The following is a 22,523-nucleotide window of genomic DNA, read 5'->3' on the forward strand; positions in this document are numbered from 1 at the left end:
TCAGCCGGTCAGCGCCTCTTCCGGGGCGCCGCTGGCCCGCGGCTCGGTCACCTTCACCTCCGGCACCTCCCGGTGGGCGGGGTCGGTGACCTCACCGACCAGGAGCTCCAGTACGTCCTCCAGGGCGACCAGGCCGAGCACCTTGCCGGACGCGTCGGCCACCTGGGCCAGGTGCGTGGCGGCGCGGCGCATGACCGTCAGGGCGTCGTCCAGGGGGAGTTCGGAGCGCAGCGTCGTCATGGGGCGCCACAGCTGCTGCGGCACCGCCCGGTCCGAGTCCTCCAGGTCCAGTACGTCCTTCACGTGCAGATAGCCCATGAAGGCGCCGTTCTCCGCGGCGATCGGGAAGCGGGAGTAACCGGTGCGGGCAGTGAGCTCGACGATCCGGCCCGGCGTCACCGACGGCGCAACCGTCACCAGTGACTCCCGTCCCAGGAGCACGTCCGTCACCGGGCGGGAGCCCAGTTCCAGCGCGTCCTCCAGGCGTTCCTGCTCCTCGGGACCGAGCAGGCCCGCCTGGCCGGCGTCCTCCACCAGGCGGTTGAGCTGTTCGCTGGTGAAGACCGCCTCGACCTCGTCCTTCGGCTCGACCCGGAAGAGCCGCAGGATGCCCTGGGCGCAGGCGCCGAGGGCGATGGTGATCGGCTTGCAGAGGCGCGCGAAGGCGACCAGGCCCGGCGCGAGCCACACCGCGGCCTTCTCCGGTGCCGCCATCGCGAGGTTCTTCGGGACCATCTCGCCGATGACGAGGTGGAAGAAGACGACGGCGGCGAGCGCGATGACGTATCCCAGCGGGTGGATCATCCCGGCCGGGAGGTGGACCCATGCGAAGACCGGTTCCAGCAGGTGCGCGACGGTCGGTTCGGCGACCGCGCCCAGGGTCAGCGAGCAGACGGTGATGCCGAACTGGGCCGCGGCCATCATCTGCGGCAGCCGCTCCAGGCCGTAGAGGACCTGGCGGGCCCGGGCGGTGCCGAGCGGTTCGATCTGGCTGCGGCGGACCGACACGAGGGCGAACTCGGCGCCGACGAAAAAGCCGTTGGCGAGGACGAGCAACCCGGCGAACAGGAGTTGGATCACGCTCATCGGGTGACCTCCACGACCGGTCCGGTCCGCACCAGGCGGACCCGCTCGGCGCGGTAGTGCCCCACACGGCGCACGGTCAGCCGCCAGCCGGGCAGTTCCGCCCTGTCGCCGACGGCCGGAATCCGGCCGAGCCGGTCGGCGACCAGCCCGGCGACGGTCTCGTACGGCCCCTCGGGCACGTCGAGGCCTATGCGCTGCAGGATGTCGACGCGGCAACTGCCGTCGGCGTCCCAGGAGGGCCTGCCGTCCTCCGGCGGGGCGGCGGCGAGTTCGGGCACGTCCTGCCCGTCGTGCTCGTCGCGGACCTCGCCGATGATCTCCTCGACGATGTCCTCCAGGGTCACCACGCCCGCCGTGCCGCCGTACTCGTCGACGACGACCGCGATGGGCTGCTCGCTGCGCAGCTGGGCGAGGAGGGGCTGGACCGGCAGGGTCTCGGGGACCAGCAGCGCCGGACGGGCGATACGGCCGACAGGGGTGCGCAGGCGGTCGTGGACCGGGACGGCCAGCGCGTCCTTGAGGTGGACCATGCCGACGATTTCGTCGATCCGCTCCTTGTAGACCGGGAAGCGGGACAGGCCGGTGGCGCGGGTGAGGTTGACCACGTCCTCGGCGGTGGCCGTCGACTGCAGCGCACTCACCTTCACACGCGGGGTCATGACGTGCTGCGCGGTCAGCTCGGCGAGCGACAGCGTTCGTACGAAGAGGTCGGCCGTGTCCTGTTCCAGGGCGCCGGCCTGCGCGGAGTGCCGGGCCAGCGAGACGAGTTCGCCGGGGGTGCGGGCGGAGGCCAGCCCCTCGGCGGGCTCCACGCCCATGGCGCGTACCAGGCGGTTGGCGACCGCGTTCAGTGCGGCGATGACCGGCCGGAACAGGCGGGCGAACCTGTGCTGCGGGCCGGCGACGAAGCGCGCGACCTGCATCGGCTTGGACACCGCCCAGTTCTTGGGCACGAGTTCGCCGATGACCATCTGCACGGCGGAGGCCAGCAGCATGCCGACGATCACCGCGACGCCGGAGACGGCGCGCTCGGGGATGCCGATCGCGCTGAACGGGCCGTGCAGCAGCTGCGCGAGCGCGGGCTCGGCGAGCATGCCGACGACGAGGGAGGTGATGGTGATGCCGAGCTGGGTGCCGGAGAGCTGGAAGGACAGCTCCCTGAGCGACTGGGCGACCCTGAGGGCCCGTTTGTCGCCTTCGGCTGCGGCCTTCTCGGCGTCCGTCGACTCGACCGTGACCAGGCCGAACTCGGCGGCCACGAAGAAGCCGTTGGCCAGGATCAGCAGGAAGGCCGCTCCGAGGAGCAGCAGGGGGGTGCTCATGATGCCGCCGCCTCGATGGGTCGTGAGGTGGCGGCGCAGGTACTACAGGACGATCCGTCCATCGCTGGAGGGAGTCACTCCTCGGGTAGCAGGGGGCCTCTGAGGCCCGGTGGAAGACCGGCGGGACATCAGCGGCGGAGGCGCAACGAAAACGCCTCCGCCAACAGATTAATCAAGACATGGGTCTTTACGGCAGATCCCTCGTCGAGCGGGACTCGGCGAGGGCACGCAGGGCGCGTGCGTCGGTGATGGCACGCTCCTTGGCGATGCCCGGCTGGATGCCGAGCGCGGGCAGGCTCGTGCCGTCGCTGAGGTCGAGGAACACCCAGGGGTCGCCGGGGCGCAGGTTCACATGAAGGATCTCGGCCCACTCCAGGTGCCGCCTGGTGGCGATGTTGACCACGGTGACACCTCTCTCGTCGGCGACGACCCGCACCCGGGCGAGCAGGGCCAGCACCCCGAACAGGATCGCCCCGGTGACGACGAAGCTGAGCTTCTCGCCGGGGCTGAGCTGCTCCAGGAGCAACGCCACAGTCGTGATCACCACGAAGATCACGGCGCCGCTCGTGAGCAGGACGGCCCGGGTGCGGCCCGGCCGGAACGTGACGGGGAGGGTAGGCAGATCGGACATCTTCCGGTGTCTCTCGGTCGTCCTCCGTCAGAGACGGCAGGCGTGGATGGCCGTGGTCAGGATGGCCCGCGCGCCGATGTCGTAGAGGTCGTCCATGATCCGCTGGGCTTCCTTGGCCGGAACCATCGCACGGACGGCGACCCAGCCCTCGTTGTGCAGCGGGGAGACGGTGGGCGACTCGAGGCCCGGGGTCAGCGCGACGGCCTTCTCCAGCTGCTCGACACGGCAGTCGTAGTCCATCATCACGTACGTCCGCGCCACCAGGACGCCCTGCAGACGACGCAGGAACTGCTGCACCTTGGGCTCCTCGCCGTCGGCGCCGGTGCGGCGGATGACGACGGCCTCGGACTTCATGATCGGCTCGCCGAAGACCTCCAGGCCCGCGTTGCGCAGGCTGGTGCCGGTCTCGACGACATCGGCGATGACCTCGGCGACGCCCAGCTCGATGGCGGTCTCGACCGCGCCGTCCAGGTGGACGACGGAGGCGTCGACGCCGCTGTCGGCTAGGTGCCCCGCGACGATGCCCTCGTAGGAGGTGGCGACCGTCTTGCCCGTCAGGTCCTCGATGCCGTTCGCGGTGCCCGGCTTGGACGCGAAGCGGAAGGTGGAGCGGGCGAAGCCCAGCGGGAGGATCTCCTCGGCGTTGGCGCCGGAGTCGACCAGCAGGTCGCGGCCGGTGATGCCGATGTCGAGGCGGCCGGAGGAGACGTAGATCGCGATGTCGCGGGGGCGGAGGTAGAAGAACTCGACCTCGTTGGTCGGGTCGACGATCCGCAGCTCCTTGGACTCACGGCGCTGCTGGTAGCCGGCCTCATGCAGCATCTCCGCCGCAGGGCCTGACAGGGAACCCTTGTTGGGGACGGCGATGCGCAGCATGAGGTCGGCTTCCTTTGTTCGTTCGGTACGGGATGGGGTGCGCGTGCGGCTCAGAGGTGGGCGTAGACGTCGTCCAGGGAGATCCCGCGGGCGACCATCATCACCTGTACGTGGTAGAGCAGCTGCGAGATCTCCTCGGCGGCCGCTTCCTTGCCCTCGTACTCGGCGGCCATCCAGACCTCGGCGGCCTCTTCGACGACCTTCTTGCCGATGGCATGGACGCCCTTGCCGACCAGTTCTGCGGTGCGGGAAGTGGCGGGGTCGCCGTGGGCGGCCTTCTGCTGGAGCTCGGTGAAGAGCTCCTCGAACGTCTTATTGGACATGGTGGCGCTCACTTTACGCGGTGTGCCGACCGGCCTAGCGCCATGGTTCGGATACTGAGCGGAGGGTGGCCGCGGTCGCCACCGCCGCCGTCACCGCCTCGTGCCCCTTGTCCTCGTTCGAGCCCTCGATTCCCGCCCGGTCCAGGGCCTGCTCCTCGGTGTCGCAGGTCAGCACGCCGAAGCCGATGGGGACGCCGGTGTCGACGGAGACCTGGGTGAGGCCCAGGGTCACGCCCTGGCACACGTACTCGAAGTGGGGGGTGCCGCCCCGGATCACGACGCCGAGGGCGACGATCGCGTCGTAGCCGCGGCCCGCGAGGACCTTGGCGACGACCGGGAGTTCCCAGCTGCCGGGGACCCTGAGCAGGGTCGGCTCGTCGATCCCCAGGTCGTGCAGGGCGCGCAGGGCGCCGTCCACCAGGCCGTCCATCACCTTTTCGTGCCACTGCGCCGCGATGACGGCGACCCGCAGGTCACCCACGTTGCGTACGGACAGTTCCGGTGCGCCCTTGCCGCTCACGTTCTCTTGTCTCCTCGGTGACGTCTGACGGTCGTTTACTGGGTGCTGCACGTGGACACGGGAGCCGTGTCCAGCCAGGGCAGGTCGTGTCCCATCCGGTCCCGCTTGGTGCGCAGGTAGCGGAGGTTGTGCTCGCCCGCCTGTACGGGCATCGGCTCGCGGCCGGTGACCTTGAGTCCGTGGCGGACGAGCGCGTCGGTCTTGGCGGGGTTGTTGGTCATCAGGCGCAGGCTGCGGACGCCGAGGTCCTCCAGGATCTGCGCGCCGGCGCCGTAGTCCCGGGCGTCGGCGGGCAGGCCGAGTTCGAGGTTGGCGTCGAGGGTGTCGCGGCCGCGCTCCTGGAGCTCGTAGGCGCGCAGCTTGGACAGCAGGCCGATGCCGCGCCCCTCGTGGCCGCGCAGATAGACGACCACTCCCCTGCCCTCGGCCTGGATGCGCTCCAGGGAGGCCTCCAGCTGGGGGCCGCAGTCGCAGCGCAGGGAGGCGAAGATGTCGCCGGTCAGGCACTCGGAGTGGACGCGGACCAGGACGTCCTCGCCGTCGCCGAGCTCGCCGCGGACGAGGGCGACGTGCTCGACGCCGTCGACGGTGGAGCGGTAGCCGTAGGCCGTGAACTCACCGTGGGCGGTGGGTAGTTGGGTCTCGGCCTCGCGGCGGACGGTGGGCTCGGAGGTGCGGCGGTAGGCGATCAGGTCCTCGATGGAGATGATCGTCAGGCCGTGCTTGCGGGCGAAGGGGATCAGCTCGGGCAGGCGCAGCATCCGGCCGTCCTCGCCGGCGATCTCGACGATCGCGCCGGCCGGCCGCAGCCCCGCGAGGCGGGCGAGGTCGACGGCGGCCTCGGTGTGGCCGTCTCGGGTCAGGACGCCGCCGGGCCTGGCGCGCAGCGGGAAGATGTGGCCGGGGCGCACGAAGTCACTCGCCCCGGCGTCGCCGCTCGCCAGCAGCTGGAGCGTGGTCGCGCGGTCGGCGGCCGAGATACCGGTGGTGACGCCGTGCGCGGCGGAGGCGTCCACGGAGACGGTGAACGCCGTCTTCATCGACTCGGTGTTGTCCGCGACCATCTGCGGGAGTTCGAGCCGGTCCAGCTCCTCGCCCTCCATGGGGGCGCAGATCAGGCCGCGGCACTCGCTCATCATGAAGGCGACGATCTCGGGGGTGACCTTCTCGGCGGCGACGACGAGGTCGCCCTCGTTCTCACGGTCCTCGTCGTCGACGACCACGATCGGGCGGCCGGCCGCGATGTCGGTGATGGCCTGCTCGATCGGGTCGAGCGACCAGTCCTCGATGCCGTCTGTGGTGTAGAGAATCGGTGCCGATGTCATGCCGGCGCTCCTTCCAGGACGGGCCGCGCGGTGTTGCGGGAGCGCAGCCACCAGTCGCGCATGCCCCACAGGACGAGCGCGCCGTAGATGACGTAGACGAAGCCGGAGAAGGCGTAGCCGTTGGCGAAGTTGAGGGGGACGCCGACGAGGTCGACCAGGAGCCAGGCGATCCAGAACTCGACCATGCCGCGGGCCTGGGCGTACATGGCGACGATGGTGCCGACGAAGATGTAGGCGTCCGGCCAGGGGTCCCAGGACAGGGACGGGTAGGCCTTGAAGAGCAGGGCGACCGCGACCGTGCCGACGGCGGCGGCGGCGATCATCGCGCCGCGCTCGCGCCAGGTGGCGAACCGCGGGGTGATGTGGCCGTCGGCGGACCGGTCCTTGTCGCGGTTCCACTGCCACCAGCCGTACAGGGCGACGACCATGACGACGACCTGCTTGCCGGCGCTGCCGGCGAGGTGGCCGTAGAAGGCGATGAAGAGGACCAGGCCGGAGAGGAACTGCACCGGCCAGGTCATCAGCGAGCGCCGCCAGCCGAGGGCCAGGGTGATCAGGCCGAGGATGTTGCCGATCATGTCCGACCAGATGATGTGCTGGTCGAGGAGGGTGAAGGCCTCCGAGTTCAGCCAGCTCACCGGGCCACCCCCTGACTGCTCGCGAGCAGCCGCTCGACGTACTTGGCGACGATGTCGACCTCGAGGTTGACCGGGTCGCCGGGCTGCTTGCGGCCGAGCGTGGTCAGGTCGAGGGTGGTGGGGATCAGGCTGACAGTGAAGTAGTCGGGGCCCGCGTCGACCACGGTGAGGCTGATGCCGTCGACCGTGATGGAGCCCTTCTCGACGACATAGCGGGTCAGGTCCGCGGGGAGCGAGACCTTCACGATCTCCCAGTGCTCGGAGGGCTTGCGCTCCAGGACCTTGCCCGTGCCGTCGACATGGCCCTGGACGATGTGGCCGCCCAGGCGCGCGCCCACGGCCATCGGGCGTTCGAGGTTGACGCGGGAGCCGACGGCGAGGGCGCCGAGGCTGGAGCGGTCGAGGGTCTCCGCCATGACGTCGGCGGTGAACTCGTCGCCTTCGTGGTCGACGACGGTGAGGCAGACGCCGTTCACCGCGATGGAGTCTCCGTGCTTGGCACCCTCGGTGACGACGGGGCCCCGCAGACGGAAGCGACACGCGTCGCCGAGGTTCTCGACGGCGGTGATCTCGCCCAGCTCTTCGACGATTCCGGTGAACACTTCCCGGGTCCTCCTGCCTCTTCGGGCACGGACTCCGGGGCTGTCGATGACGACAGAATGTACGAGCGAGAACACCGGGGGCGACGCCGGACGCACCCGTCCCGAAGGACGGACCGATACGGCGGCGCGCACGAATGCCCGCCCGCCGCGCACTGCCTCCCATCCGGACTTTAACCGTCGGTCCAGGAATTTCACCTGGTCAACCGGCCGCTGGAAGCGACCGGGTCGCGGACTGTAACCGCCGGTTCGGACTTTCACCGACCCCGGAGTGCGCTGCTTCTGGTACAGGGCCAGTCTGCCACGCCTGATCGAGGTCCATACAGGCGAACGGTGTGGGCCTGCTCACAGGATGTGCCGCTGGACTTCTCAACTCCCCTGACCTGCTGGACCCTTTGGTCTAGTCCTTTAGTCCCTTCATGGACCGACCCGGCGGCGGTGACGACGGCCCTTGCCCGCCGCCGGGTCTTTGCGCCCGCGGCAGGGTGTCCGCGCCCGCAGCCATCGGCCTCTGGCAGGGTGAGTGGCATGAGCAGCGCGATAGCCGACGAGTTCGAGACGCACCGGCCACGACTGTTCGGCCTCGCCTATCGCATGCTGGGCTCGGCCGACGAGGCAGAGGACGCGGTCCAGGACGCCTATCTGCGCTTCAGCGGAGCCGACCGCACGGGCATCGAGTACCCGGCGGCCTGGCTCGCCAAGGTGGTCACCAACCTCTGTCTCACCCGGCTGACCTCGGCGCGGGCCCGGCGCGAGCAGTACGTCGGGCCCTGGCTGCCCGAGCCCGTGGGCACCTCCGACGGCAGCCTCGGCCCGCTGGAGTCGGCCGAGCAGCGCGATGCCGTGTCGATGGCCGTGCTGGTCCTGCTGGAGCGCCTCAGCCCGACCGAGCGCGCGGTGTACGTGCTGCGGGAGGCGTTCGGATACGGGCACCGGGAGATCGCCGGCGTACTGGATCTGGCGGAGGCCAACTGCCGTCAGCTGTACCGGCGGGCGGTGCAGCGGGTGGGTGAGGACCGGTCGCGGTTCGAGCCGGTGCCGCAGCGGCAGCAGGAGCTGGTCGCATCGTTCATCACGGCGGCCCGCGAGGGCGATCTGGCCGGGCTGGAGAAGCTGCTCGCGGCGGACGCGACCTGGTGGAGCGACGGCGGCGGCAAGGTCAGTGCGGCTCGGCGGCCGGTCCATGGGCGCGAGAAGGTCGGCCGTCTGGCGCTCGGCGCGTACGAGAAGTGGGCGGCGGGGGTGGAGTTCACGATGGCCGAGATCAACGGTGCGAGCACGCTCGTGGCGTGGGCCGGCGACGCGCTCGTGGCGGTGCTCGCGGTGGACCTGCGTGAGGGTCTGGTCACGGACGTGTGGGCACAGGTGAATCCGGACAAACTGGAGTTCCTGCAACGCCAGCTGACGCGTCCGTAGGAGCGTGTCACGTTTCACCGGGGCTGTTCAGTCCTAGCTGGCGCAGGGCGTTCCACTCGGGGGCGTCCGCGTCCGAAGGGGCTGATCAGCATGACCACGATCCTGGTGACCGGCGGTACCGGAACGCTCGGCCGGCTCGTCACCGAGCGGCTGCGCGCAGAAGGGCACGCGGTGCGGGTGCTCAGCCGGCACGCCCAGCCGTACGCCGTCGACCTGCGCGAGGGCGGTGCGGGGCTGGACGCGGCGGTCGCGGGCGTGGACACCGTCGTGCACTGCGCGACCACGCAGACCGGCGGTGACGAGAAGGCCGCCGGGAACCTGGTCGCGGCGGCCCGGCGGGCGGGGGTGGGCCACCTGGTCTACATCTCGATCGTCGGTGTCGACGAGGTGCCGTTCCCGTACTACCGGTCCAAGCTCGCCGTCGAGAGGCTGGTCGAGGAGTCGGGGCTGGGCTGGACCGTGCTGCGTACGACCCAGTTCCACGACCTGCTCGTGAGGCTGCTCAAGGGGCTGGCCAAGCTGCCTGTCGTGCTGCTGCCTGCCGGTGTCCGGGACCAGCCGATCGAGGTGGCGGAGGTAGCGGCACGGCTGACCGAGCTGGCCGTCGGGGCTCCCGCGGGGCGGGTGGAGGACATGGGCGGGCCCGAGATCCGGACGTTCGAGTCGCTGGCCCGCAGCTATCTGAAGGCAACGGGGCGCAGGCGGGCGGTGCTGAACGTGCCGCTGTGGGGCAAGGCGTACCGGGCCTTCGTCGGCGGAGGGCACCTCACGCCCGAACTCGCCGTCGGGAAGGGGACGTTCGAGGAGTACCTGGCCGGGCGGCGCGGATAGCCGACGCGACCGGCTCCGCGCGGGCGGCCTGTGGCTGCTCGCCGTACGCGTTGTCCGTGCTCCCGGAGAGTCACTGCTCTGGAGACGCGAACGCCCTCCGCGCGGGCGCGGGTTACGGCTCGGGGGGTGCGAACACGCCTTCCGCCGGGCGCGGGTTACGACTCGCGAGGTACGAACACGCCCTCCGCCGGGCGCGGGTCACCGCTCGCGAGGTACGAACACGCCCTCCGCCGGGCGCGGGTCACCGCTCGGGAGGTACGAACACGCCCTCCGCCGGGCGCGCGTCACCGCTCGCGAGGAGCGAACAGGTCGTCCTGAGCTCCGTCCCGTGCGATGAGCAGTGCTCCGCGAAGTACGGCACCCCCACCGAGGGCGCTCGCCCTGACCTCGGTGGGCAGCGGTGACATGCGCCGGACCCGTTCGGCCACGCGGCCGGCGAGTTCGTCCCCGCCGGCCTGGCCGACCTCGCCGCCCAGCACGAGGCATCCGGGGTCGAGAATCGCCACCACGGAGGCGACACCGACGGCAAGTCGGTCGGCGAGGGAGTCGAGGAAACGGCCGGCCGACCCGGCCTCCGGAACGGCGATGCCGGTTCGCGTCGGCGCCGCTCCCGCCTCCCCCGCGACCCGGGCCACCGCCGCCCGCACCACCCCGGCGGCCGCCGGCCCATGTGCCGTGCCCTCCACCGTCACGCCATGCTCTGTCGCCAGTTCCACGATCGCCGCTGCCCCCGCCAGGGAGTGGAATCCGCCCTCGCAGTCCGTCGCCGAAGGCAGTGCGGCCGTTCCCGGTACCGGCAGGAAGCCGATTTCGCCGGTGCCGCCGGAGGCACCACGGCGGAGTGCGCCGTCCAGGACCACGGCCGCGCCGGTGCCGTGGCCGAGCCAGAGGAGCACAAAGGTGTCGCGGTCGCGCGCGGCGCCGTCGCGCTGTTCGGCGACGGCGGCGAGATTGGTCTCGTTGTCGACGCTGACGCGGGCTTCGGGCAGGCGTTCCTGGAGGGCGGCGACCAGGCGGCGGTGCCATTCGGGCAGGCCGGAGGAGTCGCGGAGTTCCCCGGTGGCCGGGTCGATCAGGCCGGGCGCGCCGATCCCGACGGTGTGCAGGCGGTCGGCCCCGGCCTCCTTCACCACCCGTTCGACCAACGTGACCGCCTGCTCGACCGCAGGTCCTGTCCCGGTGTCGTCGGCGATCGGCACGGAGGCCTCGGCGAGCACCCGGCCGAGCAGGTCGGAGACGATCACGGAGACGCCCTCGGTCCGGACGTCGAGGGCGGCGAGATGCGCGCGGTCGGCGACGATGCCGTACAGCTTTGCGTTCGGCCCGCGCCGCCGCTCCCCCGCCTCCCCGACCACGGTGATCAGAGCGGACGCGGTGAGCCGCTCCACGAGATCGGCGACCGTAGGCCGGGACAGTCCGGTCAGCTGCTTCAACTGCCCTGCCGTCAACGGGCCCTCCTGCTGCAGCAGACGCAGGGCGAGCCGGTCGTTGATGGCCCGGGCGGTGCTCGGGGATGCGGGCATGCCGGGATCCTCCCAGATCGGCCGGGACGCGCGGGACATGACCGGTGGCCCCGGCTCCGCACCGCGCGGCCAGTAATCCCCTATCTATCAGGCAGGGTTCCTGATAATTTACGCGATGCCAGTGGGGAAACACAGGAACCGGGAGGGCCGAGAATGAGCGACGTGGTCTGCGACCCGCGCGAGGTGAGGCGGGCCCGGTACGCCGTGGCCGCCGTGTTCGCCGTGCACGGAGCCGTCGCCGGCTCGTTCGCGACCCGCGTGCCCTGGGTCCAGGACCATGCCTCGCTGAGTGCGGGACAGCTCGGCTTCGCCCTCGCCTTCACGGCGTTCGGCGCCTCGTGCTCCATGCCGCTGGCCGGCCGGATCACCCACCGCTTCGGCAGTCGCAGGGCCCTGCGCGGCCTCATCGCCCTGTGGACGATGGCCCTGGTCCTGCCGTCGCTCGCGCCGAACATGCTGACCCTGTGCCTGGCGATGTTCGCGTACGGCGCGAGCGCGGGCATGGCCGATGTCGCGATGAACGCGCTCGGCGTCGAGGTGGAGCGACTGCTCGGCAGGTCGATCATGTCGAGTCTGCACGGCATGTGGAGCGCGGGCGCCCTCATCGGCTCCGCGGCGGGCACGCTCGCCGCGCACCTCGGTTCCGACGCCCGCCTGCACTTCGCGCTGGCGGCGGCCACCCTCACCCTGCTCGGGACAGGGGCCTGCCACTGGGTGCTCGACCTGCAGCCCGCCGAGGACGAGGAGCCTCCGCCGAGGTTCGCGCTGCCACCCCGGTCCGCGCTGCTCATCGGCACCGTCGGCTTCTGTGCGGTGTTCGCGGAGGGCGCCAGCCTCGACTGGTCGGCGGTCTATCTGCGCGACCAGCTCGACACGTCGGCGGGCCTGGCCGCCGCGTGCACGACCGGCTTCATGCTCACGATGGCGATCGCGCGGCTCGTGGGCGATGTGGTGGTCAACCGGTTCGGCGCGGTCCGCACCGTCAGGACCGGCGGCGCCGTGGCGGTGCTCGGCGGACTGCTCGTCGTCGTGGCGGGTGACCCGGTGGTGGCCATGGCCGGTTTCGCACTGATGGGCCTCGGCATCGCGGTCGTCGTGCCGCTCTGCTTCGCGGCGGCGGGTCACAGCGGCCCGAACCCGAGTCAGGCCATCGCGGGTGTCGCGACCATCACGTACACCTCGGGTCTGATCGCCCCGAGCCTGATCGGCGGGGTGGCTCAGGCCACGAGTCTGGTGGTGTCCTTCGGCCTGGTGACCGCTCTTGCATGCGGGCTCGCGGTCTTCGCGGGCGTGCTCCGCGCAGGCGAGCGCGACCGCCCGAAGGTCAGCCCTCGGGGCGCGGCGGTTCCCGACCCGCGGCCCTGAACCGCTCGCTCCACGGCACGGGGCGCGTCGCCTCCGGGTGCACCGGACCAGGACGCGGATGCCGTGGGCAACGGCGGGCAGCCTGAGGGCTTTGGCGGTCACGGTGGGGCTCCTGAGCGCTGGGACGAAGTGGGGGGTGCGTGGTCGGGGCATTCCACCCCCAGCGGACGCTCAGGAGCCCGGTCGGGAAGGCGGGCCCTGGTCAGCCCGCTATCGAGTCCAACTGCTCGGCCGCCGGACGCAGCGCCCAGAGGTCACCGCCGGGCGGCGCCTCCAGCTTCCGGACAGCCTTCCGGGCCGCCCTGCCCCCCGCGTCCGCCGCCGCGTGGACGACATCGCTCGCCGCGTAGCGGTGGAACTCCAGCTCCGGGTGCGGCCATGGGGCGGCCCCGGTCGCGGCCGGCAGCAGATAGTCCACCGCCTTCAACAGCCCCTGTCCGTCCGGCCCTTGATACGACCACAGATTGACGCCGACATGCCGGCCGATCGCCGCGAGCCGGGTGTACGCGACCAGGTCGAAGGTCGAGTAGTGCCAGCTGCGGGTGCGCGCGAGCTCCTGCGGCTGACCGCCGTCGCCGGCTATCTGCGGGTCGATGCGCTTGGCGCGCGCGTCGAGCACGGTCCTCCGGGCCAGCGCCCGGTCGCCGGTCGCGTAGGCGAGGGCGGCGAGTTGCATGTCGTAGAAGGTGCCGTGGTTGTTGGCCGCCGCGCCCTCCTCCTTGCCGAAGCCGCTGTTCTTCAGCCAGCCGAGGAAGTCGGAGTTCCACCGGGTCATGCCCGTCCGGTCGGCGTTCGTCCAGCCGGGGGCGCCCGTGCCGAGGATCGCGAGGGCGTCGACGACGCTGGTGTACGACTGCGAGAAGTCGATGACGCCGATGGCCCGGCCGTCGTACTTGCAGGGGATGAACTGCGCGTGGTTCAGGTTCGGGTTCATCCTGGTGGCCGGGGCGAGGAACCAGGTGCGCAGCACCTGCGCCGCCTTCTCGGCGTATGTCCGCCGGCCCGTGTAGTACCAGGCCAGGGACAGGTCGTACGTCGAGTCGAAGACCTTCTCGACGTCCTGGCGGTCGGTGCCGGAGTCGACCTCGGGGTTGCGCTGCCCGTCCCGCTGGACGTACGGGCAGCCCCAGGGGTTGTCGGCCGTCGGAGGCTTGCTGGGCCACCAGTAGGGGGCCTGGCTCAGATAGTCGTGGACGTCGCCGCCGGGCGCCGGTTTCGGCTTGTCGACGACCGTCCAGGGGCCCTGGTCCAGCCAGTTGTCGGCGCGGGTCGTCAAGTCCCGCAGGGCTCGGCGCAGTTGCGGATCGCCTCGGTCGAGGCGGAGCTTGGCCTGCTGGAGCCGGGCGCCGTCGAGAACTGCGGTGTCGGGCGCCCTGGGTGCCGCCTGCGCGGAGGGGACGAGGACGGCTCCGAGCGTCACGACCGCGGCCAGCAGGACGGCAGCACGGGATCTTCCACTCATCAAGCACTCCGATCAGTCGAACAATCGATCAGATACGTGAACACAGTTCATGAGCAGGACCGTGCGAGCGTAGGACTCCCAGGTAGCCGTGACAATGGTCCGGACAGTCTCCACGTACAGAGAAGGCGAAACCTCACCATGACTCCGCCACCGCTGCCGGACGGGGGCACGTCCTCCTACGACGAGGCCAACTCATAGGCGTACGAGGGTGTGAACGTCCCGGGCGAGCCCTTGCAGCCGTCCGACTCCCCCGGCAGCTTCACCCACAGATAGGCGTCGATCCGGGCCTCGCCGGTGCTGAGTGAGGGCGCCCGGCCGATCTTGCGGCCCGACGGGTCGCACCAGTCGCCGTCGGCCGGGGCTCCGTTGCCGTTGCGGCTGGTGTCGATGACGGCGCCCAGGCTCGCGGGGCCGCCGAGGGCGGCGAGGACCCGCCGGTCGTAGGCGATCTCGTCGGGCGTGGTGTGGAAGTTGGAGACGTTGCTGAAGATCCCGTCGGAGGACGCGGCCGAAGCGGCGCCCGCCTGCTTCAGCCGACTCGCCTGCGTCGCGGCCGCGTTCCAGCCGGAGTGGCCGGCGTCGTAGTACACCCGCGCGTTCGGGTCGGCGGCCTTGAGGACCCGGCCGGCGCGGGCCAACGAGGCGAACCGGTCGGCGCGCCCGCCCTCGGACAGACAGTCGGCCTGGGCTATGGAGTCGGGCTCCAGGATGACGACGACCTCGCCGGACCCAAGGCCCGCCGCGAACCTGTCGACCCATCCGTCGTACGCGGCGAGGTCGGGCGCCCCGCCCTCGGAGGCGCCCCCGCAGTCGCGGTCCGGTATCGCGTACGCCACCACGACCGGCACCCGGCCCTGCGCCCTGGCTCCCGACGTGACGGCGCGGACCCGGGAGGTGACCGTCGACGGGGTGAAGTCGGCGAACCACACCGCGGCCGGCTGGTCGGCGATGCGGGACTCTATGAGCGACGTGCGCGGGTCGCCCGGGTGGGAGCGGACCCAGTCGAGCACCTGGGAATCGGGGTGACGGTACAGACTCGTGGACGCCGGGGCGGCCGGCCGCTTCTTCTGCGTCGGGCTCGGGGAGGGAGTGGGAGTCCCCCTCTTCACCGAGGCGGAGGAGGACGGGTGGGTCGCCGACGGGGACGGCACCACCGGCAGCTGGTCCAGGTGCGGCGAGCTGGTCACCTTCGGCTTCGCCTCGTCGGCGCTCCGGCCGTCGTCGAGCGCGGTCATCATGCCGGTCACGGTGCCGACGGCGACGACCACGGAGGCCGCCGCGACCATGGCTCCACGGCGGGCGGCACGCCTGCGCTCGGCCCTGCGTGCGGCCAGACGCTGGGCACGAAGGCCTGACACCGTGCTGGTCCCCCTCCCGCGACGGCGGACGCGTTCCCCCGTTCTGGGGAAGCGTCGGACCCGCCGACACTGCCGTCAGCCTATGACTGGGACCCTTCCCTCATGGGGCAATTGGAACAGTTCACCACTTCTGTAGACGCAGTCGTCTCCCGTATGCGCGCCCTCGACGTGACGCTGCCCGAGCGGGACGGCGTCGCGGTCTTCAACCGCGTCTACCTCGCCGTCACCGAGGCGGTCGACCGCCGTATCGACGGCAGTGGGTTCCCGGACGCCCGGGCCGCGATCACGCTGGACGTGCGGTTCGCGGAGCGCTATCTCGCCGCCGTCGACGCGGTGGCGGACGAGCGGCGCCCACCGGCCTGCTGGCGGCCCCTGTTCCAGTTCCGCCGTCATCCCGGCGTACGACCGCTGCAGTTCGCGCTGGCGGGCATCAATGCGCACATCGGCCACGACCTGGCGCTCGCCGTCGTGGACAGCTGTCGTACGTTGAACTGCGAACCGGCCGACCTGGAGGACGAGTTCGACCGCGTGGGTGACCTCCTCGTCTCGCTGGAGGAGCGCATCCGCGAAGATCTGATGCCGGGCCCCGACCTCCTCCAGATCGCCGACCCGCTCACCCACCTGCTCGGCGCCTTCAGCCTGGAACGGGCCCGGGACGCGACCTGGTCGGCGGCCCGCGCCCTGTGGGCGCTGCGCCGACTGCCCGACGTGGCCGAGGAGTTCACCGAACGCCTGGACGCGGCGGTCGGCTTCGCGGGTCGGATGCTGCTCACGCCGCTGCCGGACTGATCCGGTCGCGTTACGTCGGCCGAGATACCGCCTGAGGCAGACGACGCAAAGGAGCGTGCGCATGCCCACGTCGCCGCGGACGTGTACGAGAAGGCTCGCGCGGCCGCGGCGTCCAGTCAGTCCTCCGGCAGTTCGACCGGCGCGATCTCGTCGTACACGTCACCCGGGCCCGGGTTGGTCGTGTCCGTCCCGCCGCCGAAGTGGTGCATGACGCCCCAGACCGCGTTCAGCGCGGTCTGGATCGCGCCCTCGGCCCAGCCGGCCGTCCAGGAGATGTCGTCGCCGGCGAGGAAGATGCCCCGCTTGTCCTCGGGCAGCCGGTCCTGCATGAAGTGCGTGAACAGACGCCGCTGGTAGCGGTAGTGGCCGGGCAGGTTGGCCTTGAACGCTCCCATGAAGTAGGGCTCGTTCTCCCAGGACACGGTCACCGGGTTGCCGATGACGTGCCGGCGGATGTCGACGTTCGGGTAGATCTCGCCGAGCGACTTCAGCATGACCTCCATCCGCTCCTTCGCGGACAGCGGCAGCCACTTCAGGCTGTCGTCGCACCAGGTGTAGGAGAGGCAGATGACGGCCGGCTTGTCCGGGCCGTCGTCCAGGAGGTAAGTGCCGCGCGTCATACGGTCGGTGAGCGTCATCGACATGACGTCCCGGCCGGTGGGGTTTCCCCTGTCGTCGACGGCCTTGTCCAGCCAGAAGGGCCGGTCGACGGGCACGAACAGCTTGCTGGACTCCATGTAGTGGGTGCGCTCGATCGCCGTCCAGTGGTCGATCGGGAAGAGCGAGTCGTCGCAGGCGATCTTCGACAGGAGCATCCAGGACTGGGCGGTGAAGATCGCCGCCCGGTAGGTGCGGATGTCGCCGTTCGCGTCCGTCACGGTGATCCGGTTGCCGGCGGTCCGGTGCAGCCGGGTCACGGCGGGGCGGGGCTCGCCGTCCACGTGCAGGGACTTGAGGGAGGTCCCGTACGGCCAGTGGACGATCTTCTCCGGCTCGCGCTCCCAGAGCCTGACCGGCAGTTGCTGTGAGCCGCCGACGATGCCGCGGTGGTGGTCGTCGGCCTCGGTGTAGACGACCCGGAGGATCTCCAGGATGGAGTTCGGGAAGTCGGTGTCCCAGCCGCCCGTCCCGAAGCCGACCTGGCCGAAGATCTCGCGGTGGCGGAAGGACTTGAAGGCCTCGGAGTCGCAGAGGAAGCCGTAGAAGGTCTGGTTGTCGAGCTTCTCGACGAGCCTCGACCAGATCTCACGGATGCGCGGTACGTCCCGCTCGCGCAGGGCGCGGTTCATGTCGGAGAAGTCGGCGCCCTCTTCGAGGCAGGTGTTCCAGGCGTGGGCGACGTCCCGGTACACCTGCGGCAGGTCGTCGACCGTTTCGGCGTAGTGCGACTCGCCCTTGAGGTCGACGACCGTCGAAGGGGTCGCCTCCGCAAGGGGGTTGGGGAACGGCCGGGTCTCCAGGCCCACCAGGTCGATGTAGTGCTGGAGCGCCGTCGAGGAGGGCGGGAAGCGCATCGCGCCCATCTCGGCGGTGAGGTCCTCGGTGCCCGGGCCTTCGAAGCCGACGGTGCGCAGTCGTCCGCCGATCCGGTCGGCCTCGTACACGACGGGCTTCAGGCCCATCTTCATCAGCTCATAGGCCGCCACGATGCCGGACAGCCCACCGCCGATGACCGCGACCTCGGCGCCGTGCTCGGTCGCCGGTACCTGGCCGAGGCCCGCCGGGTGGGCGAGGAAGTCGTCGTAGGCGTAGGGAAAGTCCGGGCCGAACATGGTGATCGGCGGCTGGTGCTCGTCTGCGTGCTCGACGGCGTTGGGCACGGTGGACGTCATGGGGTACGGACTCCTTGCGGGAAAGCTGCTGAATCTGCTGAAGCGGCTGGGGGAAGGCTTTTCTTCGGCCGGGTTGTCAGACCAGGGACCCGTAGAGACCGGGGCGGCGGTCCTTCAGGTACGGGTTCGCCTCGCGGGAGGCGGCGAGGAAGGCGGGGTCGGCGTCGGCGAGCACGAGTTGCTCACCGCGTCCGGCGCGAGCGCGGGCGACCCCGTCGGGGCCGGCCAGCGCGGAGAGGCCGACGAAGTCGAACTCCCCTTCCAGGCCGACCCGGTTGACGTACGCGACGTACATCTGGTTCTCGAAGGCGCGCACCGGGATCATCGACTCCGCGACGAACTGGAACGGGTGCATCTGCGCGGTCGGCACGACGAGGAGGTCGGTGCCGGCGAGGGCGTGGGCGCGGACGTTCTCCGGGAACTCGACGTCGTAGCAGATCATGAGGCCGACGCGGAGGCCGTTCAGCTCGGCCTGGACGACCGGCTGCTCCCCGGGCGTGAAGTGGTCGCGCTCGAAGCTGCCGAAGAGGTGGGTCTTGCGGTAGTTCGCGAGGCGGTCGCCGCCGGCGGAGATCAGCTGGGCGGAGTTGTGGACGGTGTCGCCGTCGCGCTCCGGGTAGCCGTAGGCGATCGCGAGCCCGTGCCGGGCGGCGATGCCGGCGATCGCGTCGGCGCAGGCGCCGTCGGCGGGTTCGGCGAGGCGGCCGATGTCGTCGCCGATCGCGTACCCGGTGAGGAACATCTCCGGTGCGGCCAGCAGCACGGCGCCCGTGGCGGCGGCACGGCCCGCGGCCGCGTCGAGGACCTTGAGGTTCTCGGCGACCGAGCCGGGGTGGCCGGAGCTCTGGAGCAGGGCGGTGCGCATGCGTGTTCCTCAGCGGTACGTATGGGTTTGGGGGGCCAGATAGACGGTACGGGCGGGGGGCTCGGGCGGACAAGGCGGAGCCGTTGCGCGCCGGTGAGCGGATCGTTGCGTGCGCCATCCGTCCGGCGGCGATTCGTTGCGCGCCCTCGGGCGTAGCTCCGGTCCTCCTTGGGGCGCAGGCCACGCGAGTGCCACGATCCGGGCGCGGACCGTTCCGGGACGGCCGATGAGCCGGCGCATGCTCTCCCCCTGGAGTATTACTCGCCAGTGTTACCCGTCGGTAGCGATCGCCGCACAACCTACGGGATGCTCCGCCGGGACCGCAATGGCCGCCCGAGCACCAGCAGCACGGCCGTCATCAGATACGGCAGCGCGAACAGGGCGAAGGCGGTGCTGTGCGCGGTTCTCGTCTCGACGGCCGCGTATCCGCCGTACACCGCGACCGTGGCGAGGTCGCTGCCCAGGCCCGCGACCGAGGTCAGGGTGGCTCGGCGCTTGTCGTCGATGCGCTGCTGGAGCCGGACGTCGGCCAGCACGGTCGCCAGCTGGAAGCCGCCGAAGGCGAGGGCGACGAGGCCCAGCGCGAGAGGGGTCCCGGCCGCGGCGCCCACGGCCAGGGCGAGCGCGGCGCCGACGAGGACGGACGCCAGTCCCGCCGTACCCATGCGTTCGCACCTCCCGGCCAGCAGGCTCCCGGCTGTGGCTCCCGTCCAGATCAACAGGAGCAGGTAGGGGACGGTCACCTCGGCCACCCCGGTGTCCCGCACCAGCAGTGGCGTGTACTCGTCGAGCGCCTCCCACACGGACCCGACCGCCGGGACCAGCAGCAGCGCTCCGCGCAACGACCGGTTGCGACGGACCTCGCAGAGCCCGTCCCGCAGCGTCGTGGCCCAGCCGTCACCCCCCGTTCTCAGCTCCGCCCGGTCCTCCGGGAACCGGGTCGCCGTCGCGGCGCTCGCCAGACAGGCCAGGACACTCGCCGCGCCCACGGCCGGGTAGCCGCCCCAGGCGAACACGGGTCCGGCGAGCGCCAGAGCCGCCATGATCGCGACGTGCCCCGCGGCCCTGGCCCGGCCCATGATCCGGGCGTACCGCTCGGCCGCGCCGAGCCGCTCCAGCTCCTCGTACACCAGCGCCTCCAGCGCACCGGAGCCGAGCGCTCCGCGCGCGCCCCACAGGACGAAGCCGAGGGCGAAGGCCCAGTACGACGGGGTGAGGATCCACAGCGCGAAGCCCGCGGCGGTGAGCAGCGGGCCCAGCCAGAGCAGCAGCCGCCGGGAGACGGCGTCGGCCCAGGCGCCGGAGGGCACCTCCAGCACGACGCCCGTGATCGACCAGATGGCGAACAGCGAGGACATCTGCCAGACGGACAGGCCGGTGTCGGTGAACAGCAGGGCGTACACCGGGTAGAGCAGGACGAAGTCGTCGAGGAACGCGTAGCCGTACAGCGTGGCCGTGAGTCGGCGGACGCCGGTGCCGGCGGACACGCGCGCAGGTGAGAGTGTCATGAGGCCTTCCCGCAGGGACGGATCGGATGCCGGAGGTACGGCATCCGAGGCGGCCCTCGGGAGGCACGGCTGGTGGATCAATGTCGCCAGGTCATGTCATCGATGGTAGGCGGACCTGGCGCGTTCGTCCGGTGACTTTTCCACCTTCAGGTGGGCGACCCCGACGAGAAGCGGCGCAGCAGCGGCGACAGCACCAGCACGGACTTGGTGCGCTCGACGAAGGGCTCTCCCGCGATGCGCTCCAGGACCCGTTCGAAGTGCCGCATGTCGGAGGCGAAGACCTGGACGATCGCGTCCGCGTCGCCGGTGACCGTCGACGCGGCCACGACCTCCTGGTAGCGCTCCAGTCCCCGCCGGATGGTGTCCGGCGAGGTGTTGTGGCGGCAGTAGATCTCGACGAACCCCTCGGTCTCCCAGCCCAGGGCCCCCGGGTCCACCCGTACGGTGAAGCCGGTGATGGCCCCGGTGGCGCGCAGCCGGTCCACGCGCCGCTTCACGGCGGGCGCGGACAGGCCGACGAGCTGCCCGATGTCCGCGTAGGAGCGGCGGGCGTCCTCGGCGAGGGCGTGCACGATGCGTTCGTCGAGATCGTTCAGCACTGCTGGTCGTTCACTTCTCTTCAGGCGCGAGAACTTCTGGCGTGGCAAGGCGGGACCGGCGATAGCCGTACCCGAAGTAGAACACGAGCCCCACCGGGAGTTCGGTCAGCTCCAGCTGGCGTGCAGCGGCTTGCCCTCCGCGTAGCCGGCGGCGCTCTGGATGCCGACCACGGCCTTCTCGGCGAACTCCTCCAGGGAGCCCGCGCCGGCGTAGGTGCAGGAGGAGCGGACGCCCGCGATGATCGAGTCGATCAGGTCCTCGACGCCGGGACGGGCCGGGTCGAGGAACATGCGGGAGGTCGAGATGCCCTCCTCGAACAGCGCCTTGCGGGCGCGGTCGTACGCCGACTCGTCCGACGTGCGGTTGCGGACAGCGCGCGAGGACGCCATGCCGAACGACTCCTTGTAGAGCCGGCCGCTCGCGTCCTGCTGCAGGTCGCCCGGGGACTCGTACGTGCCCGCGAACCACGACCCGATCATCACGTTGGAGGCACCGGCCGCGAGCGCCATGGCCACGTCCCGCGGGTGGCGGACACCGCCGTCGGCCCACACGTGCTTGCCGTACTTCCTCGCCTCGGCCGCGCACTCCAGGACCGCGGAGAACTGCGGCCGGCCCACGCCGGTCATCATGCGGGTGGTGCACATGGCGCCGGGGCCCACACCGACCTTGATGATGTCCGCGCCGGCCTCGACCAGATCCCGCACGCCCTCGGCGGCCACGATGTTGCCGGCGACGATCGGGACCTGCGGATCGAGGGCCCGCACGACCTTGATCGCGCTGATCATCGACTCCTGGTGGCCGTGCGCCGTGTCGATGACGAGGGTGTCGACACCCGCGTCGAGCAACTGCTTGGCCTTGCCCGCGACATCGCCGTTGATGCCCACGGCGGCGGCGAGACGCAGCTTGCCCTGCGCGTCCACGGCGGGCGAATACAGCGTGGCGCGCAGGGCTCCCTTGCGGGTGAGGATGCCGGCGAGCTTTCCGTCCTTGTCGACGGCGGGCGCGTACCGGCGGTTGGCCGTGTCGAGGCGGTTGAACGCCTCGCGGGGGTCGATGTCGGCGTCCAGGAGCAGCAGATCCCGGGACATGACGACCTCGAGCTGGGTGAAGCGGTCGACGCCGGTCAGGTCCTGGTCGGTGACGACACCGATGGGCCGGCCGACCTCGTCGACGACCACACCGGCGTTGTGCGCGCGCTTCGGCAGCAGGGCCAGCGCGTCGGCGACGGTCTGGTGCGGGGCCAGCACGATCGGGGTGTCCAGGACGTGGTGGCGGCTCTTCACCCAGGAGACGACATCGGTGACGACCTCGATCGGGATGTCCTGCGGGATGACCACGAGGCCGCCGCGCCGGGCCATGGTCTCGGCCATGCGACGGCCGGCGATGGCGGTCATGTTGGCGACGACCAGCGGGATGGTGGTGCCCGTGCCGTCCGGGGAACTGAGGTCCACGCCCTGCCGCGAGCCGACGGCGCTGCGCCCCGGGACCATGAAGACGTCGTCGTACGTCAGGTCGTAAGGAACCGGAGATGACTCTACGTAGCGACCGGTACCGGCCTCGAGAAAACGCATAAACCCATGTTTTCACGCGAAATGACGCAGGTCACTCCCACGAAGACACAACAAAACACCCCCGCGATCATGTAATCCTCCAA

The 22,523-nt window shown here is 71.0% G+C and carries 21 protein-coding genes and 1 riboswitch; of the genes, 4 read left to right on the forward strand and 17 right to left on the reverse strand.

The window, feature by feature from the left end; genetic code table 11:
• The 9 genes from ACYUED_RS07455 to ACYUED_RS07495 form a co-directional block, all read right to left on the reverse strand.
• Complete coding sequence (locus tag ACYUED_RS07455) at positions 1 to 1,086, reverse strand: hemolysin family protein (protein ID WP_491291498.1); 1,086 nt, start codon at positions 1,084 to 1,086, stop codon at positions 1 to 3.
• Complete coding sequence (locus ACYUED_RS07460) at positions 1,083 to 2,408, reverse strand: hemolysin family protein (protein ID WP_491291499.1); 1,326 nt, start codon at positions 2,406 to 2,408, stop codon at positions 1,083 to 1,085. The genes ACYUED_RS07455 and ACYUED_RS07460 overlap by 4 nt, the downstream gene beginning before the upstream one ends.
• A 187-nt stretch (positions 2,409 to 2,595) precedes the next feature.
• Positions 2,596 to 3,039 carry a PH domain-containing protein gene (locus tag ACYUED_RS07465; RefSeq protein ID WP_491291500.1) on the reverse strand — a complete coding sequence of 148 codons (444 nt, stop codon included), beginning with the start codon at positions 3,037 to 3,039 and terminating at the stop codon, positions 2,596 to 2,598.
• 27 nt (positions 3,040 to 3,066) lie between these two features.
• On the reverse strand, positions 3,067 to 3,915 hold the full coding sequence (gene hisG, locus ACYUED_RS07470) for an ATP phosphoribosyltransferase (protein ID WP_491291501.1): 849 nt from the start codon (positions 3,913 to 3,915) through the stop codon (positions 3,067 to 3,069).
• 50 nt (positions 3,916 to 3,965) lie between these two features.
• On the reverse strand, positions 3,966 to 4,238 hold the full coding sequence (locus ACYUED_RS07475) for a phosphoribosyl-ATP diphosphatase (RefSeq protein WP_266530748.1): 273 nt from the start codon (positions 4,236 to 4,238) through the stop codon (positions 3,966 to 3,968).
• Between the two features lie 34 nt (positions 4,239 to 4,272).
• Positions 4,273 to 4,758, reverse strand: a complete 486-nt coding sequence (gene ribH / locus ACYUED_RS07480; protein ID WP_266530750.1) for a 6,7-dimethyl-8-ribityllumazine synthase — start codon at positions 4,756 to 4,758, stop codon at positions 4,273 to 4,275.
• A gap of 35 nt (positions 4,759 to 4,793) precedes the next feature.
• The gene (locus ACYUED_RS07485; protein ID WP_491291502.1) at positions 4,794 to 6,083 is read right to left on the reverse strand and encodes a bifunctional 3,4-dihydroxy-2-butanone-4-phosphate synthase/GTP cyclohydrolase II; all 1,290 of its coding nucleotides are present in this window, start codon (positions 6,081 to 6,083) and stop codon (positions 4,794 to 4,796) included.
• Positions 6,080 to 6,721, reverse strand: a complete 642-nt coding sequence (pnuC, locus tag ACYUED_RS07490) for a nicotinamide riboside transporter PnuC (protein ID WP_491291503.1) — start codon at positions 6,719 to 6,721, stop codon at positions 6,080 to 6,082. Before pnuC ends, ACYUED_RS07485 begins: the two co-directional genes overlap by 4 nt.
• The gene (locus tag ACYUED_RS07495; protein ID WP_491291504.1) at positions 6,718 to 7,323 is read right to left on the reverse strand and encodes a riboflavin synthase; all 606 of its coding nucleotides are present in this window, start codon (positions 7,321 to 7,323) and stop codon (positions 6,718 to 6,720) included. The genes pnuC and ACYUED_RS07495 overlap by 4 nt, the downstream gene beginning before the upstream one ends.
• 145 nt (positions 7,324 to 7,468) lie before the next feature.
• Positions 7,469 to 7,599: riboswitch (FMN riboswitch) on the reverse strand.
• A 249-nt stretch (positions 7,600 to 7,848) separates the two neighbouring features.
• Between ACYUED_RS07495 and ACYUED_RS07500 the strand changes: the two genes are divergently transcribed.
• Positions 7,849 to 8,736, forward strand: coding sequence for an RNA polymerase sigma-70 factor (locus tag ACYUED_RS07500; RefSeq protein WP_491291505.1), 888 nt, complete (start codon positions 7,849 to 7,851; stop codon positions 8,734 to 8,736).
• Positions 8,737 to 8,826: 90 nt separating this feature from the next.
• The gene (locus ACYUED_RS07505; protein ID WP_491291506.1) at positions 8,827 to 9,567 is read left to right on the forward strand and encodes an SDR family oxidoreductase; all 741 of its coding nucleotides are present in this window, start codon (positions 8,827 to 8,829) and stop codon (positions 9,565 to 9,567) included.
• A 284-nt stretch (positions 9,568 to 9,851) separates the two neighbouring features.
• On the opposite strand, the gene ACYUED_RS07510 is transcribed toward ACYUED_RS07505, so the two are convergent.
• Complete coding sequence (locus ACYUED_RS07510; protein WP_491291507.1) at positions 9,852 to 11,090, reverse strand: ROK family transcriptional regulator; 1,239 nt, start codon at positions 11,088 to 11,090, stop codon at positions 9,852 to 9,854.
• A gap of 153 nt (positions 11,091 to 11,243) precedes the next feature.
• Here ACYUED_RS07510 and ACYUED_RS07515 point away from each other — a divergent pair, with 153 nt between their 5' ends.
• Positions 11,244 to 12,455 (forward strand): MFS transporter, encoded by a 1,212-nt coding sequence (locus ACYUED_RS07515; RefSeq protein ID WP_491291508.1) that lies wholly within the window; start codon positions 11,244 to 11,246, stop codon positions 12,453 to 12,455.
• Between the two features lie 202 nt (positions 12,456 to 12,657).
• On the opposite strand, the gene ACYUED_RS07520 is transcribed toward ACYUED_RS07515, so the two are convergent.
• Together ACYUED_RS07520 and ACYUED_RS07525 are read right to left on the reverse strand one after the other, a co-directional pair.
• Positions 12,658 to 13,917, reverse strand: coding sequence for an alginate lyase family protein (locus ACYUED_RS07520; RefSeq protein ID WP_491291509.1), 1,260 nt, complete (start codon positions 13,915 to 13,917; stop codon positions 12,658 to 12,660).
• Between the two features lie 176 nt (positions 13,918 to 14,093).
• Positions 14,094 to 15,203 (reverse strand): glycoside hydrolase family 6 protein, encoded by a 1,110-nt coding sequence (locus ACYUED_RS07525; RefSeq protein ID WP_491294177.1) that lies wholly within the window; start codon positions 15,201 to 15,203, stop codon positions 14,094 to 14,096.
• Between the two features lie 174 nt (positions 15,204 to 15,377).
• Between ACYUED_RS07525 and ACYUED_RS07530 the strand changes: the two genes are divergently transcribed.
• Positions 15,378 to 16,064, forward strand: coding sequence for a DUF5995 family protein (locus tag ACYUED_RS07530; RefSeq protein WP_491291510.1), 687 nt, complete (start codon positions 15,378 to 15,380; stop codon positions 16,062 to 16,064).
• A 116-nt stretch (positions 16,065 to 16,180) separates the two neighbouring features.
• Here ACYUED_RS07530 and ACYUED_RS07535 read toward each other — a convergent pair whose 3' ends face one another.
• The 5 genes from ACYUED_RS07535 to ACYUED_RS07555 form a co-directional block, all read right to left on the reverse strand.
• The gene (locus ACYUED_RS07535) at positions 16,181 to 17,896 is read right to left on the reverse strand and encodes a flavin monoamine oxidase family protein (RefSeq protein ID WP_491291511.1); all 1,716 of its coding nucleotides are present in this window, start codon (positions 17,894 to 17,896) and stop codon (positions 16,181 to 16,183) included.
• A gap of 76 nt (positions 17,897 to 17,972) precedes the next feature.
• Positions 17,973 to 18,761: a carbon-nitrogen hydrolase family protein gene (locus ACYUED_RS07540; RefSeq protein ID WP_491291512.1), complete on the reverse strand. Its 789-nt coding sequence runs from the start codon at positions 18,759 to 18,761 to the stop codon at positions 17,973 to 17,975.
• 299 nt (positions 18,762 to 19,060) lie between these two features.
• Positions 19,061 to 20,269, reverse strand: a complete 1,209-nt coding sequence (locus ACYUED_RS07545) for an MFS transporter (protein ID WP_491291513.1) — start codon at positions 20,267 to 20,269, stop codon at positions 19,061 to 19,063.
• A gap of 146 nt (positions 20,270 to 20,415) precedes the next feature.
• Positions 20,416 to 20,868 (reverse strand): Lrp/AsnC family transcriptional regulator, encoded by a 453-nt coding sequence (locus ACYUED_RS07550; protein ID WP_099927428.1) that lies wholly within the window; start codon positions 20,866 to 20,868, stop codon positions 20,416 to 20,418.
• 105 nt (positions 20,869 to 20,973) lie between these two features.
• Positions 20,974 to 22,440 carry a GuaB1 family IMP dehydrogenase-related protein gene (locus ACYUED_RS07555; RefSeq protein ID WP_491291514.1) on the reverse strand — a complete coding sequence of 489 codons (1,467 nt, stop codon included), beginning with the start codon at positions 22,438 to 22,440 and terminating at the stop codon, positions 20,974 to 20,976.
• Positions 22,441 to 22,523: the final 83 nt, after the last annotated feature.

The organism is Streptomyces sp. DF42, from assembly GCF_058267695.1.

What these genes read in the sequence shown, in the direction of transcription:
- hisG (WP_491291501.1), bottom strand. Translation starts at nt 3,915, where the DNA reads ATGCTGCGCATCGCCGTCCCCAACAAGGGTTCCCTGTCAGGCCCTGCG.
- ACYUED_RS07505 (WP_491291506.1), top strand. Translation starts at nt 8,827, where the DNA reads ATGACCACGATCCTGGTGACCGGCGGTACCGGAACGCTCGGCCGGCTC.
- ACYUED_RS07460 (WP_491291499.1), bottom strand. Translation starts at nt 2,408, where the DNA reads ATGAGCACCCCCCTGCTGCTCCTCGGAGCGGCCTTCCTGCTGATCCTG.
- ACYUED_RS07475 (WP_266530748.1), bottom strand. Translation starts at nt 4,238, where the DNA reads ATGTCCAATAAGACGTTCGAGGAGCTCTTCACCGAGCTCCAGCAGAAG.
- ACYUED_RS07510 (WP_491291507.1), bottom strand. Translation starts at nt 11,090, where the DNA reads ATGCCCGCATCCCCGAGCACCGCCCGGGCCATCAACGACCGGCTCGCC.
- ACYUED_RS07535 (WP_491291511.1), bottom strand. Translation starts at nt 17,896, where the DNA reads ATGACGTCCACCGTGCCCAACGCCGTCGAGCACGCAGACGAGCACCAG.
- ACYUED_RS07515 (WP_491291508.1), top strand. Translation starts at nt 11,244, where the DNA reads ATGAGCGACGTGGTCTGCGACCCGCGCGAGGTGAGGCGGGCCCGGTAC.
- ACYUED_RS07545 (WP_491291513.1), bottom strand. Translation starts at nt 20,269, where the DNA reads ATGACACTCTCACCTGCGCGCGTGTCCGCCGGCACCGGCGTCCGCCGA.
- ACYUED_RS07500 (WP_491291505.1), top strand. Translation starts at nt 7,849, where the DNA reads ATGAGCAGCGCGATAGCCGACGAGTTCGAGACGCACCGGCCACGACTG.
- ACYUED_RS07520 (WP_491291509.1), bottom strand. Translation starts at nt 13,917, where the DNA reads ATGAGTGGAAGATCCCGTGCTGCCGTCCTGCTGGCCGCGGTCGTGACG.
- ACYUED_RS07485 (WP_491291502.1), bottom strand. Translation starts at nt 6,083, where the DNA reads ATGACATCGGCACCGATTCTCTACACCACAGACGGCATCGAGGACTGG.
- ACYUED_RS07530 (WP_491291510.1), top strand. Translation starts at nt 15,378, where the DNA reads ATGGGGCAATTGGAACAGTTCACCACTTCTGTAGACGCAGTCGTCTCC.
- ACYUED_RS07455 (WP_491291498.1), bottom strand. Translation starts at nt 1,086, where the DNA reads ATGAGCGTGATCCAACTCCTGTTCGCCGGGTTGCTCGTCCTCGCCAAC.
- ACYUED_RS07555 (WP_491291514.1), bottom strand. Translation starts at nt 22,440, where the DNA reads ATGCGTTTTCTCGAGGCCGGTACCGGTCGCTACGTAGAGTCATCTCCG.
- ACYUED_RS07465 (WP_491291500.1), bottom strand. Translation starts at nt 3,039, where the DNA reads ATGTCCGATCTGCCTACCCTCCCCGTCACGTTCCGGCCGGGCCGCACC.
- ACYUED_RS07540 (WP_491291512.1), bottom strand. Translation starts at nt 18,761, where the DNA reads ATGCGCACCGCCCTGCTCCAGAGCTCCGGCCACCCCGGCTCGGTCGCC.
- ACYUED_RS07525 (WP_491294177.1), bottom strand. Translation starts at nt 15,203, where the DNA reads ATGGTCGCGGCGGCCTCCGTGGTCGTCGCCGTCGGCACCGTGACCGGC.